We start from the raw sequence: 16,964 nt of genomic DNA on the forward strand, positions 1-16,964 counted from the left end.
CCCATCACCGACGAACTAACGGAGACGACCACTAGCCGAACACCCTGGTGGTGGCGAGGACGGCGAGGCGGTTGTCGCCGCCGGCGTCGCGGGCCTCGACGCGGCCGAGACCGTCCCGTACCTGGGCCGTGGCCACGACGGGGCCGGTGTGCACCGGGCGCAGGAAGCGCAGGGCCAGGGAGGAGAGCGAGGTGCCCGGGGTCAGGGAGAGCGCCGCCTCCTCGACGGCCAGGGCGATCAGCCCGCCGCTCACCGTCTGCGACGAGTTCAGCCCGTCCTCGGTGCGGGGGAGCGTGGCGATGCCCGGTTCGCGGATCTCGCAGCGCGCGCGCTCGGCCAGCGGGACCTGGAGCCGTCCTCCGCGGGGGCGGGAGGCCAGGCCGGTCTGCGCCGATGGCATGATCATCTCTGGGTTCGGGGCGGCCATGAAGGACGCGGTGCAGAACGCCAGCTCGTCGCCGCCGGTGCCGGTGAAGACCACCTCGACGCCACAGACCGACTTCCCTGCCTTGACCAGCCGCGCCACGGTGTTGATGGTCCCGGACTCGTGCAGCGGGTGGTAGACGTGCACGTCGAGGTCGAGGGTGACCGGAACCCGCGGGGCGACGGCGGCCATGACGGCATGCCCGCACGCGGTGTCGGCCCAGACGGCGAGAATGGAGGTCCGGACGCTCGGCGTGCCGGGCACGAACATCTCGGGGACGATCGCCGCCGAGCCGCGCAGTTCGTCACCGACCCTGGTCAGCTCGAAACCGAGGTCGGACAGGATGTGCGTGCTCGGGCGCACGTCGCTGTCACTGCTCACGGAAGCCACGCTCCTGGTCCGGGGACGGGACGAGACGGGACGGGACGGGGAGGGGCGGGGGCACGTGACCTCGATGTCACGCCCGACGGCCGGAGCGCGCCGTCGCTGGCCTCGTCCTCCCCGGCGGCCGCCGGAGCAGGTGCTCCGCGCACCACACTAAGCAAATATCGACGTCACAATCAAAGGAACGTGGCCGCCACGGTCAGGGCTCCCAGTCCCCGTCGTCGCCGGTCAGACAGGTGGAGAGCCAGTCCGCGGCCTCGACGAAGTCGTGCCCCGTCAGCCGCTGGCCCGCGGGCGGGGCGGGCCGGTCGGCACGGGGATAGGAACCCAGGAACCGGATCTTCCGGCAGATCCGGTGCAGCCCCATCAGGGCCTCGCTGACCCCGCGGCCGCTGACATGCCCCTCCGCGTCGATCGAGAAGCAGTACCGGCCCAGCCCCTCACCGGTCGGCCGGGACTCGATCCGGATCAGGTTGACCTTGCGGACCGCCCACTCCTGCAGCAGCGCCAGCAGCGCGCCCGGCTCGTCCTCGGTCGGCCACACCACGATGGACGTCTTGTCCGCGCGCGTCGGCGCGGTCGTCGGGCCGGGACGTCCGAGCAGGACGAACCGGGTCGTGGCGTCGGCGGCGTCGTTGACGTTGGTCAGCAGCGCCTCCAGGCCGTAGCGCCGCGCCGTGAACTCCCCGGCGAAGCAGCAGTCGAACCGCCCGTCCCGAACCAGCCTGGCTCCCTCGGCGTTGGACGCCGCCGACTCCCACTCCGCGTGCGGCAGGTTCGCCGCCAGCCACCGGCGCACCTGGGCCTGGGCGACCGAGTGGCCGGTGACCGTCTTGACGTCGTCCAGCGTCGTGCCCGGCCGCACCAGCAGCGCGAAGCTGATCGGCAGCAGCACCTCGCGGCGGATGACCAGCGGCCGGCCGGTCGCCAGCTCGTCCAGTGTGGCGGTCACCGCGCCCTCGACGGAGTTCTCGATCGGCACCAGCGCCGCGGCGGCGTCCTCGTTGCGCACCGCGTCCAGCGCCGCCGCCACCGACATGGACGGGAACAGCTCGTGGGTGGCCGCCTCCGGCAGCGTGCGCAGCGCGGCCTCGGTGAAAGTCCCCTCGGGGCCCAGGTAGGTGAGACGGGCGTGCGGGGCGTGGGCAGGCAAGACGTGTCTCCTGGGACCGGTTAGGCGGCGGTCGTCGCCTGCGGGGTGAAGGTCGGCGGTCACAGGTGCCTGAGCAGGGTGGTGGGGTTCTCGACCGCGTCGGCGACGAAGCGCAGGAAGGCACCGGCGGTGGCGCCGTCGCAGACCCGGTGGTCGAACGTGAACGAGAGCTGGGTGATCCGGCGGACGGCCAGCTCGCCGTCCACCGCCCACGGCCTGGGGAGGATCCGGCCGATGCCGATCATGGCCACCTCGGGATGGTTCACGATGGGCGTGGCGCCGTCGACGCCGAAGACGCCGTAGTTGTTCAGGGTGAACGTGCCGCCGGTCAGCTCGGCGGGGGTGAGCCGGCCCGCCCGGGCGGCGGCGGTCAGCCGGGTCACCTCGGCGGCGAGGCTGGCGGTGGTGTGGCCCTGGGTGTCGCGCACCACCGGGACGACGAGTCCACGCGGGGTCTGCGCGGCGAACCCGAGGTGGACGGCGCGGTGCCGGCGCACGCCGGTCGCGCGGCCGTCTGCGTCGGTGACGACGGTCGAGTTCAGGTCGGGGAAGTGGCGCAGCGCGGCGACGCAGACCCGGGCCAGCAGCGCCAGCACGCCGATGCGGGGCTCGGCGCCGCCCGCGTTGAGGGCGTCCCGGGCGGCGAGCAGCTCGGTGGCGTCCGCGTCGACCCAGGTGGTCGCGTCCGGCACCTCGCGCCGGCTGCGCCCGAACGCCTCCGCCGCGCGCCGCGCCAGCGGGCTCAACGGGACGACGTCCGCGCCGTCCGGGCCGGCCAGGTCCGCCGGTGCGGCCGGTGCGGCTGGTGCGGCTGGGGTCGCCAGGTCCGCCGGCGCGGCCGGGGTGGTTCGGGTGGCTGCGGTGATGGCCGCCTCGACGTCCCGGCGGCGGATCAGGCCGTCCGGGCCGGTGCCGGTGAGCTCACGCAGGTCGACGGCGTTGTCCCGGGCGAGCCGCCGGACCAGCGGCGAGATCACCTTGACCGCCTGCCGGGCGTCGCGCGCCGTCGGCATCGGCGCGGGTGGCATCGGCACGGGTGGCGTCGACGGCAGGGACTCCGGGGCGGTCGTACCGACCAGCGACCGGTCAACGCGGCTGGCGCGGCTCGCGCGGCCGGCACGGCTGGCCGGCGCGGGCTCGGCGCGGGGGCCGTAGCCGATGAGGACCCTGCCGGACCCTCCGCCCGCCGACCCCGGAGCGCCGTCCAGGCCGTTCGGGCCGTCCGCCGGCTGTTCCGCGGATTCGTCGACCGTCACGGTGATCAGCGGGGTGCCGACCGGGACGGCGGTGCCGGGCGGGCCGGCGAGCGCGGTGACGACGCCCGCGTGCGGGCACGGCACCTCGACGACCGCCTTCGCCGTCTCGACCTCGGCCACCGGCTGGTCGACGACGATGACGTCCCCGATGCCGACCATCCAGCGGACGATCTCGGCGGAGGTCAGCCCCTCGCCGAGGTCCGGGAGGGCGAATTCGAGTACCGCGGCCACGGTGTCACTGCTCCCACTGGAGTCGGGCGACGGCGTCGAGGACGCGGTCGACGCTGGGAAGGTAGTGATGCTCGAGCATCGGTGGCGGGTACGGGATGTCGAACCCGGTGACCCGTAGCACCGGGGCGGCCAGGTGGTGGAAGCACCGCTCGGTGACCCGGGCGGCGATCTCCGCGCCGACGCCGCCGAAACCCGCGGCCTCGTGCACCACGACCGCGCGCCCGGTGGCCCGGACCGCCGTGCAGACCGTCTCGTCGTCGAAGGGCACCAGCGAGCGCAGGTCGACGACCGCCAGGTCCCAGCCCTCCGCGACCGCGGCCTCGGCGGCCCGCAGGCACACCGGCAGCGCCGGGCCGTAGGTCAGCAGCGTCGCAGAGGTGCCGGGCCGGCGGACGGCCGCCCGTCCGATCGGCCCGACCTCGGCGCGGGTGACCTCGGCGGGGGAGAGCCCGTCCTCGGTGGACCAGTAGAGCCGCTTGGGTTCCAGGAAGACGACCGGGTCGTCGGACGCGATCGCGGCGCGCAGCAGCCCGTAGCTGTCGGTGACGGTGGCCGGGGTGACCACGTGCAGCCCCGGGGTGTGCGCGTAGTACGCCTCGCTGGAGTCGCTGTGGTGCTCCACGCCGCCGATGCCCCCGCCGTACGGCACGCGGATCGTGATCGGGAGCCCGACAGCCCCGCCGGTGCGGTTGCGCATCTTCGCCACGTGCGACGCGAGCTGCTCGAACGCCGGGTACGCGAAGGCGTCGAACTGCATCTCGACGACGGGCCGCAGCCCGTACATCGCCATGCCCACCGCGGTGCCGAGGATGCCCGCCTCGGCCAGCGGGGTGTCGAGGCAGCGCTGCGTCCCGAACTCGGCGGCGAGGCCGTCGGTGACCCGGAACACGCCGCCGAGCGCACCGACGTCCTCACCGAGCACGTGGACGTCGGGATCCGCCCGCAGCGAGTCGCGCAGCGCGGCGTTGAGCGCCTGCACCATCGTCGCCGCGCTCACCGGGCCTCGCCCCCGGCCGGGCCGGTGCCTGCCTGGTTGCTGCCTGCCTGGTTGGTGTCCGCGGGGTCGGTGTCCGCGGGGTCGGTCTCGGCGGCGATGCGGGCGGCCAGCTCGGCGGCCTGCTCCCGCAGCTGGCTGGTCGGACGGGCGTAGACGTGCGCGAACAGCGAGCCCGGGTCCACCGCGGGGGGCTCGGCGCCGAACTCGGAGCGCATCTCGGCGGCGAGCTCCTCGGCCGCCGCGGCCACGGCGGCCCCCGCCGCGTCGTCGAGGAGGCCGGCGTCGCGCAGATGCCGCTCCAGCAGTGTCACCGGATCCCGGGCCTGCCAGGCGGCGACCTCCTGCGCCGTGCGGTACCGGGTCGCGTCGTCGGCGCTGGTGTGCGCGTCCAGCCGGTAGGTGACCGCCTCGACCAGCACCGGCCCCCGTCCCGCCCGCGCGTGCTCGACCGCGGCGCCGAGCACGGCGTGCACCGCCGGCGCGTCGTTGCCGTCGACGAGACGTCCGGTGACGCCGTAGCCCACCGCCTTGTGAGCCAGCGTCGGCGCCGCGGACTGCCGCGCCAGCGGCACCGAGATCGCGTAGCCGTTGTTCTGCACCAGGAACACCACCGGCGCGTTCAGCACCCCCGCGAAGGTCAGCGCCTCGTGGAAGTCACCCTCGCTGGTGGCACCGTCGCCGACGAGGGCGAGGGCCACGACGTCCCGCGGCGCCCCCGGATCCGACGCCGCGCGCAGCCGGGCGGCATGCGCCAGCCCGACCGCGTGGCAGGCCTGGGTGGCCAGCGGGGTCGCCAGCGGCGCGATCCGGTGCTCCCGCGGGTCGTACCCACCGTGCGTGTGCCCCCGCATCATGGCCAGGACGTCCGCCGGCCGCACTCCGCGCGACACCACCGCCAGCGTGTCGCGGTAGGTCGGGAACAGCCAGTCCGTCTCCCGCAGCACCATCGCGGGGGCGATCTGGCACGCCTCCTGCCCGGTGGAGGCCGGATAGACCGCGATGCGGCCCTGCCGGGCCAGGGTGGTGGCCTGCTGGTTGTAACGACGTCCCAGCACCAGGCGGCGGTGGAGCGCGCGCAGCAGCTCGGCGTCGAGCGCCCGCGCCGCCGGCGTGCCGAGCACCCGGGCCGGTTCGGGACCAGGCAGCAACGGCCCCGGGTCACGCCGCGGACCGTGGTAGACCGGACCGCGGTCGGTCGGGCCGTGGGAGCCTGGCGGCCCGGCGAGGCCGGACGCGGCGCTGGCGTCGAGGATCGTCATGGTCCACCTTCGGCGGTTGGCGGCGGAAAGGGTTCGAATGCGGCCCGTCGCCGGCTCTGCAGCCCGACCGAGACGCGGCGGTGCCCCTCACCACCCTGGTGAGCCGCCAACGCGAGGTCCGACGTTCAGGAAACGAGATGTGGCCAGCGGTGGCCGGGCGCGAGCTGTTCAGGTTCGCCGGCATGCCCGGTTCGGGCGCTGTCCGTGATCACGATCCTTCTCCGCTCGACTTCTTGGCACTGGCTGGGCTTCGCGGCTTCCCGTTGACGGTATCCAGGCGGTAGCCGGCCGCTGCCAACCGATTTTCCGCCTCTGCTCGACGGCTGGACCGTGTTCAGAATCACCCTGGGGGTTCGGGTATGGCATCAGCTGCGTGGGTCATGTCGTAGGGAAACACGGGCAGAATCTTGCGGTTGTTCTCCGCGTGACACCTTGACTACCCGGTTTTCCGGTAATGGTGGTGGCATTTCAAGGGCTGGTCGGTGCTTGCCGATCAGACTCGTTTCTGTTCCTGTTTTGCCTGGTCAGAGGCATGATCGAAATCTGTCGGCCGGAATTTTCCGCAGTGGATGTGAGTAGTGCGGCACGGTATCCGCTGGCCGTGACGCGCAGTGCTCCCACGGGCCGGATGTCCAATTTCCGGGCGGCCGCGGCGCCGCCTGAATCCGCCGGACTTTCGGCCCTCCCGACCTGTGACCAGGGTCTCCGTCGGGGCCGCCGAAAGTGCCCTCGATGATTGTCGTCCTGCCGTCCGGACCCGTTTCAGATCCTATTGGGTTGGGACGGACGAGCCAAAGCGCCCGGCCGGCTGAATGGCTCCGCCGTCGCTCCGAGTGCTGCTTCTGCCCCCGTGCAGGTGTCGCCGTCCGCACCCGGCCCCAGAGCAAGATCGAAGCGTGGCGGCGGAGAAGCGTGCGGCGGAGAAGCGTGGCGGCTGGGTGAGTCCATAGGCTCGCTGACTCGCCACACATCAACTGCGCACACTCCGGGGTGCCCGCCGAGTCGAGGTGTGTGGCTGAACGTGTGCGCTTGGTGGGCTGTCGGTGTTCGCTGTTCGGGGGGTGGTGGTGGGGAGGCGGATCTTGACGGCTTGGCTGAGTGAACGCATACTCGCCCGAATGTCGAACGGTGGGAACGGCGGGCCGGAACCGAGGGCACTCCCGATACCGGCGGACTGGGATGACGTCACTCCCGGCTGGATGACGGCAGCGCTCGCCAGCCGGCACCCGGGCTCGGAGGTCGGCGAGGTCAGGCTGGTCCTCCGGGACGACGGCAACAACCGCCGTGCCCGGTTCGGCGTCACCTACAGTGCGGGCACCGGCCCGGACGCCGTGTTCTGCAAGGCGGAGGGCCTCGGCGAGCACCGGGTGCTGCACCGCAACAACGGGAACATGTTCAACGAGCCGGACCTGTTCGCGTCCGGTGCCCCCCTCCCGGTCGATCATCCCGCCTCGTACCTGGTCGTCATCGACCGTCCGGCCGAGGACTACGTGATCGTCATGGAGGACGTGACTGGGCGCGGTGCCGATCCTCGCGACGCCACCCGGCCGATGACACCCGACCAGGTCGCGCACGGGCTGCGCGGGCTCGCCCGGCTGCACAGCCGGTACTGGGGGTTCTCCGGCGAGACGAACCCGGAGCTGGCCTGGGTACGGACCTGGGAGGCGACCGAGGGCTTCGCCGGGGCGCTGCGCACGCGCGTGCCGACCGGGGTCGAGCGTGGCATCGACCTGTTGCCCGACGAGGTCAGGTCGCGCAGCGCCGACGAGCTCGTCGGGCTGTGGTGGCGCTACGTGGAGTCGCTGGCCGCGGACCCGCCGACCCTGCTGCACGGAGACGCCCACATCGGCAACACCTACGTCCTGCCCGACGGCGACGTCGGGTTCCTCGACTGGCAGGTGGCGCGGCGCGGCGGCTGGTCGCAGGACGTCGGCTACTTCCTGGTGGGCTCGCTGACGGTGGCGGACCGGCGTGAGCACGAGGCCGACCTGGTCGCGGAGTACCTGGGGGCGCTGGAACTGCCGGGGGAGCGGCGCCCGTCGCTGGAGGCCGGCTGGCTGTCCTACCGTGCCTCGGCGGCCTACGGTCTCGCGGTGTGGCTGTCGACGCTGGGGACCGACGGCTGGCAGCGCCGCGACGTCTCGCTCGCCCTCGCCGAGCGGTACGGGGCGGCGTTCGTCGAGCTGGAGACCGAGGCGGCGCTGGATCGCCTGAGCCCCTGAGCCCCTGAGCCCCTGAGCCCCGGCGCCCCTGAGCACCCGCGCCGGCGGCGCCCGGTCGTTGCGGGCCATAAAAAAGTGAACGTACACTTATCAACTGTGCATCCGTTGTCTGAGCGCAAGGACGGTAAGCCGGGAAGCGGGCCGCTGGCGGGCGTGAAGGTCGTCGAGCTCGCCGGCCGCGGGCCGGGGCCCTTCGGCGCGATGATCCTCGCCGATCTGGGGGCCGAGGTCGTCCGCGTCGCCCGGCTCGAGGACGTCGCGCCGAGCGAGGAGGAGAGCGCGACCGAGCGCTCCCTGAAGGGGCACCGCCGTATCGACCTGCTGACCCGCGGACGCCGGTCCGTCGCGCTCGACCTCAAGCATCCCGGCGGCGTCGAGGCCGTCCTGCGGATGGTCGACCGGGCGGACGTCCTCGTCGAGGGGTACCGGCCGGGGGTGGCCGAGCGGCTCGGGCTGGGGCCGGACGAGTGCCTCTGGCGCAACCCCCGGCTGGTGTACGCGCGGATGACCGGGTTCGGGCAGGAGGGCCCCTACGCCCGCAGCCCCGGGCACGACATCAACTACGTCGCCCTCGCCGGGGCGCTCGATCCGCTGCGCCGCCCCGGCCAGCCGCCGGCCCCGCCGCTGAACCTGCTCGGCGACTTCGGCGGCGGCGGGATGCTGCTGGCCCTCGGCGTGCTCGGCGCGCTGGTCGAACGCGCCCGGTCCGGGCTCGGGCAGGTCGTCGACGCGGCGATGGTCGACGGGGTGGCGCTGCTGACCACTCTGTTCCACGGGATGCGCGCCGAAGGACTGTGGTCCGACGAGCCCGGGTCGGACATCCTCAGCCTGGCGGCGCCGTTCTACAACGTCTACGAGACGTCCGACGGCCGGTACGTCGCGGTCGGGGCGGGCGAGAGCCAGTTCTACGCGGAGCTGCTCCAGCGGCTCGGCCTCGGCGACGAGCTGCTGCGCCAGCAGGGCGACCCCACGACCTGGCCGGCGGGCCGGGCCGCGCTGGAAGCGGTCTTCCGCACCCGCACGCTGGCCGAGTGGACCGCCGAGCTGGAGGGCACCGACACCTGCTTCACCCCGGTGCTGACGATGGAGGAGGCCACCCGCCACCCGCACAACGTCGAACGGCGGACCTTCGTCGAGGTGGACGGCGTCGTCCAGCCGGCACCCGCCCCACGGTTCAGCCGGACCCCGGCGGGGCCGGGCGGGCCACCGGCGGCCGCGGGCCAGCACACCCGGGAGGTCCTGCTCGACTGGGGCTTCGCCCAGGACGACCTCGACGCGCTGCTCGCCTCCGGCGCGGCCCTCCAGGCCCCGACCCGCGAGACGCCCAGCGACGCCGGGCCGACGTGATCACCCGAGCCGGCCGAGTCACCTGAACCGGCCGAGTCGGCCGAGTCGCTCGCGCATCCCGCGGACCGGGGCACCGAAGCCCCGGTTCCGGTTCCGGGACCGGTGGCCGGCCGCCAGCCCGACGGCGTCGCCACGAGCTCCAGCACGCCGCTCACTGTCGTGCCCGCCCGCGGCGCCCCGGCGGGCGCGGCGGGGTCGCGCAGCTCGTACCCCGCCATGGCCTCGGTCCCGCTCAGGAAGACGACCGGCGTGACCCGGTCCACCGCGAGACCCGCGACCCCACCGGCGGATCTCCCCGCGCCGAAGCAGACCCGCACCGCGGCCTCGACCGACCTGCGCGCGCCCGCCGCGTCGGATGGGCCCGGCGGCACCGAGCCCACCACGAGGCTGTCCGCGATCCGGGCGACCTCGTCCGCCCGGCCCCCGCCGACGCTGAGCACGAGACCCGGACCGGGACTCCACAGCAGCGAGAACGACCGTCGGTCACCGATCCCGGTGCTGAGGAGGAACCCGCCGTGACCGTGGACGACGGCGGGCAGCACCGTCTCCCAGCCGGCGCCTGGAGCATGCGCGACCTCGGCGGCCAGGTCGACCGCCGGGCCGCGCCGGACACCGATCCCGTATGTCGCCGGCCCCACCGGGAGGTCCCCACCGGTGCTGGCGTTCCCGGTGCTGGCGTCGGCGTCGTCAGATCGGGCACTCGCGGGCCGGGCGCCCGCGCGGTCGGCGGGCGCGGCGGCGTAGACCACCCGCACCTCGAAATGGTCGCGCCGCGGGCCGCGGACGTCCCGGAAGTACTCGCCCTCGCGTGACTGCCGGCGGAACCCGGCGGGAACCCACCCCACCCGCACTCCCCAGACCTGCTCCCGGATCTCGACGGTGTCGGCGGTGCTGAGCCGGCTCGGCCGCTGATGCCGCGGCCAGTCGCGCGGCGCCGCCACGACCGCGTCGGCGGCCAGGAGCGCGGCAAGCGTCACTGCGGCCGCGCCGACCACGGGTAACCCGCGGAGCCACCGACCACCGCCGGTGACTCCTTGAGGCCCGTCGGCGGGATGCCTCCGATGTCTCCCGGTCACGAGATGGTCACCGGTGGGTAGGTCAGCAGCCAGGTCGCGCTGGCACAGTAGTCCTGTTTCCTGACCTTCCACCCGTCGGCGGTCCGGATTACGCGGACCGAGCCGTACCACGAGACCTTCGCCACCCCGCCGACCGCCTGTTCCTGGGCTTCCACCTGAAAGGCGAGCACGGCTTCGGTCTCGTTCAGGAAGGTGACCGGCCCGGTTGACGCGACCCGAATGCTTTCCAGCAGCTCCCGGTTGGTCCGTAGCGCCCCGTCCATGGAGGTGCGTAGGCCCTCGCCGCCCTCCACTCGGTCAAGGGTGTCCTGCGGGTCCGTTCCAGGGCCGGTGGTGAAGGCGCCGTGCACCACTTGCTCGACCTGGAGCGACTGTCCCGGGTCTGGGGAGATGTCCGGCTCCGGCCCGACGACGAGACTCTCGGCGATCCTCCGGGTGTCGGCCTCCGACGGCCCCCACACGGTGAGCACGACCGCCGGCTCCGGACTCCAGGTCAACCAGAAGGTCAGATCCTCTCCGGTGTAAGCCCCATGCGCAGGCGGCGCGTACGTATAAGTCGGGTGGCCGCGCACATCCGCTGCCCGGATCGGTTTCGCCACATCGGCCTCGCCGATCGCTTCGGTTATCCGCCGCATCCTGGCCTCAAGATCCAGGTCGGGACCGCGGCCGACCGCCACCGTGTAGCCCCGGCTCTCCGGTGTGTCGCGCACCTGGTGGGGTGCGAACCTCGCGGTCGTCGGAAGGCTGTTGTAGGTAGTGACGATCTGGAACCGGTCGAGGTCCGAAGCCGATCCCCAGAGGTTCTGGGCCTCGCGGGAACGCACGCCGTACCCGTCCGGCAGCCAGTGGACGTCCACTCCGTACACCGTGTCGAGCGGTGATCGCAGGATGCTGGTGTCGGCGGGGTACATCGCCGACTTCTTCTCGGGGAGGACCTGCGGGACGACCACCGCGCCGACGGCCGCGACCGCCAGTGCGACGGCGGCGGTGAGCGCCTTGCGTCGGCGGTGGCGGCGTCCACGTTCGATCACGTGCTGCGCCAGGCCGGGGGGCTGGTGGATGATCCGGGCGGCCGAGGTCATCGTCGCCCGCAGGCGCAGCTCGAAGCCGGGGTCCGCGTCTGTGTCAGTCATGGGCGCCGCTCCTTTCCGCGGGGGTGTACTCGGGGCCGAGGACGGTGCGCAGCCGGGCCAGTCCGCGGGCGGCGTGGGTCTTGACGCTGCCCGGGGTGCAGCCGACGGCGGTCGCTATCTGGGTCTCGGTGAGATCGTCGAAGTAGCGCAGCACGATCACGGCGCGTTGGCGCGGTGGGAGCTGGCGCAGCGCGGCGAACAGCTGGTCGCGGGTGGAGAGCGCGTCCGTGCCGTCCGGGGCGCTGTCCGCGATCGGCTCCGCGGCGGTGTCGAGCGGGTCCTCGCGGAAGCGCCGCCGGCGTCGCCGGCTGGCGGCGGCGTTGACGAGCGCGCGGCGCACGTAGGCGTCGGGGTCGTCGACGCGGCGCCAGTGTCGGTAGACGCGCAGCAGGACGTCCTGGAGCAGGTCCTCGCCCGTGTGCGGGTCACCGGCCAGGAAGACGGCGGTGCGCAGCATCGCGGTGCCGCGGGTGGCGACGAAGAGCTCGAACGTCGCCGTCTTCGAGGCGGAGCGTTCCGCCATGGATGTCCCTCCCAGCCGCCGTCCTCGGCTCCCCACTGGATGCCGCCGGAACGTCGGTCACCTTCAAGACGCCGGCGGGTGGGAAATCGGTGGACATGCGACCCGAGGAAATGCGAAAAAATTGTGCGGACGGCCCCGGACGGGAAACCGGGGCCGTCCGCACCCGGTCAGCCGACGGCCACGGTCAGCCGACGGGCATGGCCTCCGGCCGGGGGATGGTGCCGGCGGCGACCAGGGCGGCCCGCTCGTCGGCGTCGAAGCCAAGAGCGTCGAGCACCTCGTGGGTGTGCTCGCCCAGCCGGGGGATGGTGCGCTGGGCGGCGGGCCGGGCCGCCGGGCCGAACCGGAGCGGGAACGCCGGCTGGTCGAGCCGGCCCCGCTCGCCCCAGTCGAAGCTGACGACCCGACCGAGCTGCTGGTTGACCGGGTCGTCGACCAGCCGGGCGATGAACCCCGTGCGGTCCACCTCGGCGACGAGTTCCGCGGGTACCCCAGCTGCGTGGAGCCGGGCCACCCAGTCCGCGGCGGCACCGGTGCGGAACACCGTCTCCAGCAGTACCTCGGCGGGCTGGCGCTCGCCGCGGCGGGTCCGCAGCGGCGGCGGGTCCTGCGGCAGGCCGCCGTCCGCGGCGCCGCCGTCCGCCACGCCGCCGCCGTCCGCCACGTACCCGTCCGCCACGGCCTCGCGCAGCCGTTGCCAGGCCGCCGTGTCGGGCACCGCGAGGGCGAGCCACCCGCCGTCGCCGCACCGGTAGATCCGGTACGCCGCGCCGTAGCCGGTCTGGTCGTGGTCCAGGACCGGGCCCTCGACGACGGCGCCGTCCGCGACGAACGCGCCGGACTTCAGCATCAGCGCCGCGCCGAGCAGGGACGTCTCCACCGACTGGCCCGCGCCGCCGCGGCGGCGCGCGTACAGGCCGGCGAGCACCGCGCAGGCCGCCACCCATCCGCTGGTGACGTCGATCGCGCCCCAGACGAGGAACGTCGGCGGCTGGCCCGTCCCGCCCTGGGACGCCTCGACGCCGGACAGCGCCTGCATCAGGTGATCATTGGCGGGCAGGAGGGCGCGGGGGCCGGTCGCCCCGAACCCGCTGGAGTGGCTGTAGACGACGTCGGGGTTGACGGCGCGCACCGTCGCCTCGTCGTAGCCGAGCCGGTCGGCGAGGCCCACCCGCGAGTTGTGGTGGACGACGTCGCTCCAGCGGAACAGCCGGGCGAGGACGTCCGCGGCGCCGGGCGCCTTCATGTTCATCGCGACGGCCCGCTTGCCGCGCTGGCCGGCGGCGAACATGGGCTCCATGCCGCGGTGGACGTCCCCGGTGCCCGGCTCCAGCTTGATCACGTCGGCGCCGAGCTCGGCGAGGATCAGCGGGGCGATCGGCCCGGCGAGGTAGGCCGACACGTCGAGGACCCGGACGCCGGTGAGCAGCCGCGCGCCCGGGTCGGGCCGGCTCGGGCCGCCCGCCGCGCCCGCCCCGGTCTGAGCGCTCGGTGTCAACGCGGCGCCCGGTGCCGACGCCGTGCCCGGTGTCGACGCGGTGCCCCACGGCTTCACCCGGCCGACCGGCCCCAGTGCCGTGATCGTGCCGCGGTCGGGGTCGTCGCGCTCCACGCTCAGCCCGATCTGCCGGACGTGCGGGTCCAGCAGCGCCTCGCCGGGGCGGAGCACCGGCTCGCAGCGGAAGTTCGCCCCGGCGAGGTCCCGCAGCCACCAGGACCGGTCGCGGGTCGCGAACGCGCGCGCCCACCGCTCGCTGCGGTCGGCCATCGCGCCGGACACCAGGTCGGCGGTGTAGCCCTGCTCGCTCGGCGGCTCGTTCATGTGCTCGAGGAACGCCTCGTAGGCGCCCTTGGCACCGAACCACAGCTGGACGTACCCGCCGTCGGCGCACCGGTACGCCAGCGTCTCCGCGGGCCCCTGCTCCTTCCAGAGCAGCCTGACCGACGGCGAGGAGTTCTCCACCCGCCCGGTGATCATCGGGAGGATCGCCTGGAGGCCGTCGACGAGCGAGGTCTCGGCCCAGCCACCGCGGCCGGTCGACTCCCGCTCGTAGAGCCCGGCCAGGGCGCCCACCGTCGCCGCGAGACCGGCGCCCGCGCTGGCCACGGTGAGGTCGGCGAACGCCGGGCCGGGACGGTTCGCCCTGATCTGGGTGAGCAGGCCGGACCGGGCCGCGAGGAGGATCTCCAGGCCCTCGGTTCCGCCCCCCGCGTTGAAACCGTCCCCGACGCGGACGGCGACCAGCCGCGGGTTGGCCCGGCCGAGGTCCGCGCTGCCCAGCCCCCGAAGCTCGATCGCCTCCTCCGGCCCGGCCAGGAAGACCACGTCGGCGTCGCGGGTGAGCGCGGCGATGGTCTCCGCTGCCGCGGGCTCACCCTCGTCCACCTCGATGATCTGCTTGCCGTGATCCCAGACCCGGCTGAATTCCACCCCCGCGTCCAGGGTGGGACGGCGGCGCGAGCGCACCCGCGTCACCCGCGCGCCGAAGTCGCGCAGCAGCGCGCCGGGGAGGCTGGCGGCCAGCCCCGCGCCGACCGCGCTGACCCCCAGGGCGACCTCGACCACCCGGATCCCGGCCAACGGAGCGGCGCTGTCGGCGCCGATGGTGCTCGTGGTGCTCGTGGTGCCGGTGGTCCCGTCGGCCGACTGCGGTAACTCCGAGTCCGATCGTGATGTTGCCGTGCTCATCGAGCCCCTCCAACCGGTGGCGGCCGGCGGGACCCGCCAGCCGAGGGAGATTTTCGACGTAGACGTCGGCCAACTCTCTCCGGTGGGCGGGGCGGTGTGCAAGGCCGCCGTCCGCGACCTCCCGGTGGCCTGACCTGCGAGGCTCGCCGCTCTGACCAGCAGGGGCCCGCCCCATGGCCCGCAGTGCGTGCGGCACCTCGCTGGCGTGACCTGCGATGCCTCGCTGGCGTGACCTGCGATGCGCCGCCGGCGTGACCTGCGGCGGCCGGCGATGTGACCTGCGGTGCCACGCTGGCGTGACCTGCGGTGCCACGCTGGCGTGACCTGCGGTGGCCTGAGCAGCTCACCCGATTCACCCGGTTCGACCGCTTTGTGGCACTTTCGTGCGCGTGGCCGAATGTACCGTGGTCATAGCCGGACGCGGTGTATCCGCTGGTCATCCCCGTTGATCGCTCCTGGTTGCCACCCGCTTGCTGTGCGTCCCGGATTCGCGGCGAGAGACCTCCGCCACAACTGCGGATGTTCCTATCAGTACGGGCAGTAATCGATGCATGGGTATAGGTATCTCTCGCGCACAGTTGCGCCGATCCGCCAGGACCGTTGATCAGTTGGTTTCGGCCTGTACCCAACGCCCGCGGACGGGTTGGGGAAGCGTCTGATGGGTCTGCTCGACGCGATCACGAACATGGGTCACACACCGGCGCACGTCCGCCCGCTGACCCCGGGCGACCGCGCCTATCTCGCCTTCGTCCGGCGCAATCCCGGTGAGTACCAGGACATCGGCGCGCTGCTGCACTTCGACGGCCCCCCGCTGGACCTGCCGGCCCTGCGGGCCCACGTGGCCGAGCGGCTGCGCGACCCGCGGGCCCGGATGCTGACCGACCGTCTCGACACGGTGCGGGTCTGGTCCCCCGAGCGGGGCGCGTCGGCCGAGGAGACCCGCTGGGTCTCCGACCCCGACATGAACCTCGACGACCACGTCGTCGCCTTCGACCTGCCCCCCGCCGACGGGGCCGCCGCGGCGGGGCAGGCTGCCGACGCGTCCCACGACGCCCGGCTGCGGGCCGCCGTCGACGCGATCGTCGCCCGGCCGATCGACCTCACCCGGCCGCCGTGGATGCTCTACCTCCTGCGCGACCCGACCCCGGGCGCGACGGGCACCGCGCTGGTCTACCGCTCCAGCCACGTCCAGCAGGACGGCTTCGCGCTCTACCGGGTGATGTACCTGCTGTTCGGCGAGAGCGACGAGGTCGATCTCGGGCTGGCTCCGACGATCCGCCGCCCCCGCCCGGCCGACTACGCCCGGTTCGTCGGCCGCGGGATCTCCTGCCTGCTGCCGACCCGGCGCCTCGAGTCCTGGGGCGGCCCGCCGAGCGGCCCGGCGCGGCACACCTGGGTGACCACGGAGCTCGCCACGCTGCGCGCGGTGGCCCGCCGGCACGGCGTCACCGTGAACGACGTCTACCTCGCGGCGCTCGCCGGAGCACTGCGCGCCTGGTCGCTGCCGGAGTGGGAGCGCAGCGGCCGCCAGGTGCACGCGCTGATGCCCATCAGCATCCGCTCCGCGGCCGAACAGGACGTCCTGTCCAACCACAGCACCGGGGCGCGAGTCCCGCTGTTCTGCGGTGAGCCCGACCCGGCCCGGCGGGTGGCCATGATCGCGGCGGAGACCCGCCGGATGAAGCAGGGCGGGCTGGGCCTGGTGGAGCGCCACCACTTCCCGCTCATGGCGGCGAAGGCCACCCAGCGCATGCTCGCGAACGTCGGCAGCTACCCGGCCCAGATCAACAAGATGGCGCTGGTGGCGACCAACGCCCGGTCGATCCGCGGCCCGCTCTCCATCGCCGGCCGCCGGATGACCGGGCTGATCGGCATGGGCCCGCTGCTCGTCGGACGTCAGCACCTGGCCGTGGCGATGTTCGGCGTGGACGACCGGGTCGGGGTCACGTTCGTGGCCAGCGAGAGCGTCCCGGACCACGCCCGGCTCGCCGATCTGTGGCTGGCCGAGCTGGCCGCGCTGGGCCGGTCCGACTCGCCCGTCGGGGTGAGCGTGCCGACCCAGCGCCTGTCCTCGGCATCGGCCGCGGTGACGGCCGTCATGGCCGGCGCGGGGCCCGGCGCTGTCTCAGGTGCCGTCTCGGGTGCGGTGACCGGTGCCGTCCGGACCGAGGTCGGCGCCCTCATCCGCCCCTGGCGCCGCCGCCCCACCACCCCGGCAGCCCCCGCCATGTGACTGTCACGCGACCTGTCGGAACCGGCCCCGCGTCGGG

13 protein-coding genes are annotated in these 16,964 nt (G+C 73.8%); 5 read left to right on the top strand and 8 right to left on the bottom strand.

Annotated features, from left to right (window positions below; translation table 11 throughout):
- Nucleotides 1-31: 31 nt before the first annotated feature.
- The 5 genes from E0504_RS26155 to E0504_RS26175 form a co-directional block, all read right to left on the bottom strand.
- Entirely contained in the window at nucleotides 32-805 is a 774-nt protein-coding gene (locus E0504_RS26155) for a hotdog domain-containing protein (protein WP_112107941.1), read from the bottom strand.
- 202 nt (nucleotides 806-1,007) lie between these two features.
- Nucleotides 1,008-1,961, bottom strand: coding sequence for a prephenate dehydratase (pheA, locus tag E0504_RS26160; RefSeq protein ID WP_112107940.1), 954 nt, complete (start codon nucleotides 1,959-1,961; stop codon nucleotides 1,008-1,010).
- Between the two features lie 59 nt (nucleotides 1,962-2,020).
- Nucleotides 2,021-3,448 (bottom strand): dihydrolipoamide acetyltransferase family protein, encoded by a 1,428-nt coding sequence (locus E0504_RS26165; protein WP_112107939.1) that lies wholly within the window; start codon nucleotides 3,446-3,448, stop codon nucleotides 2,021-2,023.
- Between the two features lie 4 nt (nucleotides 3,449-3,452).
- Nucleotides 3,453-4,430, bottom strand: coding sequence for an alpha-ketoacid dehydrogenase subunit beta (locus E0504_RS26170; RefSeq protein ID WP_112107956.1), 978 nt, complete (start codon nucleotides 4,428-4,430; stop codon nucleotides 3,453-3,455).
- Nucleotides 4,431-4,441: 11 nt separating this feature from the next.
- Nucleotides 4,442-5,704: a thiamine pyrophosphate-dependent enzyme gene (locus E0504_RS26175; protein WP_131626016.1), complete on the bottom strand. Its 1,263-nt coding sequence runs from the start codon at nucleotides 5,702-5,704 to the stop codon at nucleotides 4,442-4,444.
- A gap of 1,199 nt (nucleotides 5,705-6,903) precedes the next feature.
- Here E0504_RS26175 and E0504_RS26180 point away from each other — a divergent pair.
- From E0504_RS26180 to E0504_RS26195, 4 genes are all read left to right on the top strand, one after another.
- Entirely contained in the window at nucleotides 6,904-7,926 is a 1,023-nt protein-coding gene (locus E0504_RS26180; protein WP_112107955.1) for a phosphotransferase, read from the top strand.
- 105 nt (nucleotides 7,927-8,031) lie between these two features.
- Complete coding sequence (locus E0504_RS26185) at nucleotides 8,032-9,273, top strand: CaiB/BaiF CoA-transferase family protein (RefSeq protein ID WP_165938614.1); 1,242 nt, start codon at nucleotides 8,032-8,034, stop codon at nucleotides 9,271-9,273.
- A 102-nt stretch (nucleotides 9,274-9,375) separates the two neighbouring features.
- A complete protein-coding gene (locus E0504_RS51405) occupies nucleotides 9,376-9,792 on the top strand; it encodes a hypothetical protein (RefSeq protein WP_112107936.1) in 417 nt (138 codons plus the stop codon).
- Complete coding sequence (locus E0504_RS26195; RefSeq protein WP_112107935.1) at nucleotides 9,789-10,085, top strand: hypothetical protein; 297 nt, start codon at nucleotides 9,789-9,791, stop codon at nucleotides 10,083-10,085. The genes E0504_RS51405 and E0504_RS26195 overlap by 4 nt, the downstream gene beginning before the upstream one ends.
- 260 nt (nucleotides 10,086-10,345) lie before the next feature.
- On the opposite strand, the gene E0504_RS26200 is transcribed toward E0504_RS26195, so the two are convergent.
- The 3 genes from E0504_RS26200 to E0504_RS26210 form a co-directional block, all read right to left on the bottom strand.
- Nucleotides 10,346-11,482, bottom strand: a complete 1,137-nt coding sequence (locus E0504_RS26200) for a hypothetical protein (RefSeq protein WP_131626018.1) — start codon at nucleotides 11,480-11,482, stop codon at nucleotides 10,346-10,348.
- A complete protein-coding gene (locus E0504_RS26205; RefSeq protein WP_112107933.1) occupies nucleotides 11,475-12,005 on the bottom strand; it encodes a SigE family RNA polymerase sigma factor in 531 nt (176 codons plus the stop codon). Before E0504_RS26205 ends, E0504_RS26200 begins: the two co-directional genes overlap by 8 nt.
- Before the next feature lie 184 nt (nucleotides 12,006-12,189).
- Complete coding sequence (locus tag E0504_RS26210) at nucleotides 12,190-14,694, bottom strand: CoA transferase (protein WP_243657624.1); 2,505 nt, start codon at nucleotides 14,692-14,694, stop codon at nucleotides 12,190-12,192.
- A 658-nt stretch (nucleotides 14,695-15,352) separates the two neighbouring features.
- On the opposite strand from E0504_RS26210, the gene E0504_RS26215 reads away from it, so the two are divergent.
- Nucleotides 15,353-16,927: a WS/DGAT domain-containing protein gene (locus E0504_RS26215; RefSeq protein WP_131626019.1), complete on the top strand. Its 1,575-nt coding sequence runs from the start codon at nucleotides 15,353-15,355 to the stop codon at nucleotides 16,925-16,927.
- Nucleotides 16,928-16,964 lie beyond the last annotated feature (37 nt).

Source organism: Parafrankia sp. BMG5.11 (assembly GCF_004337455.1).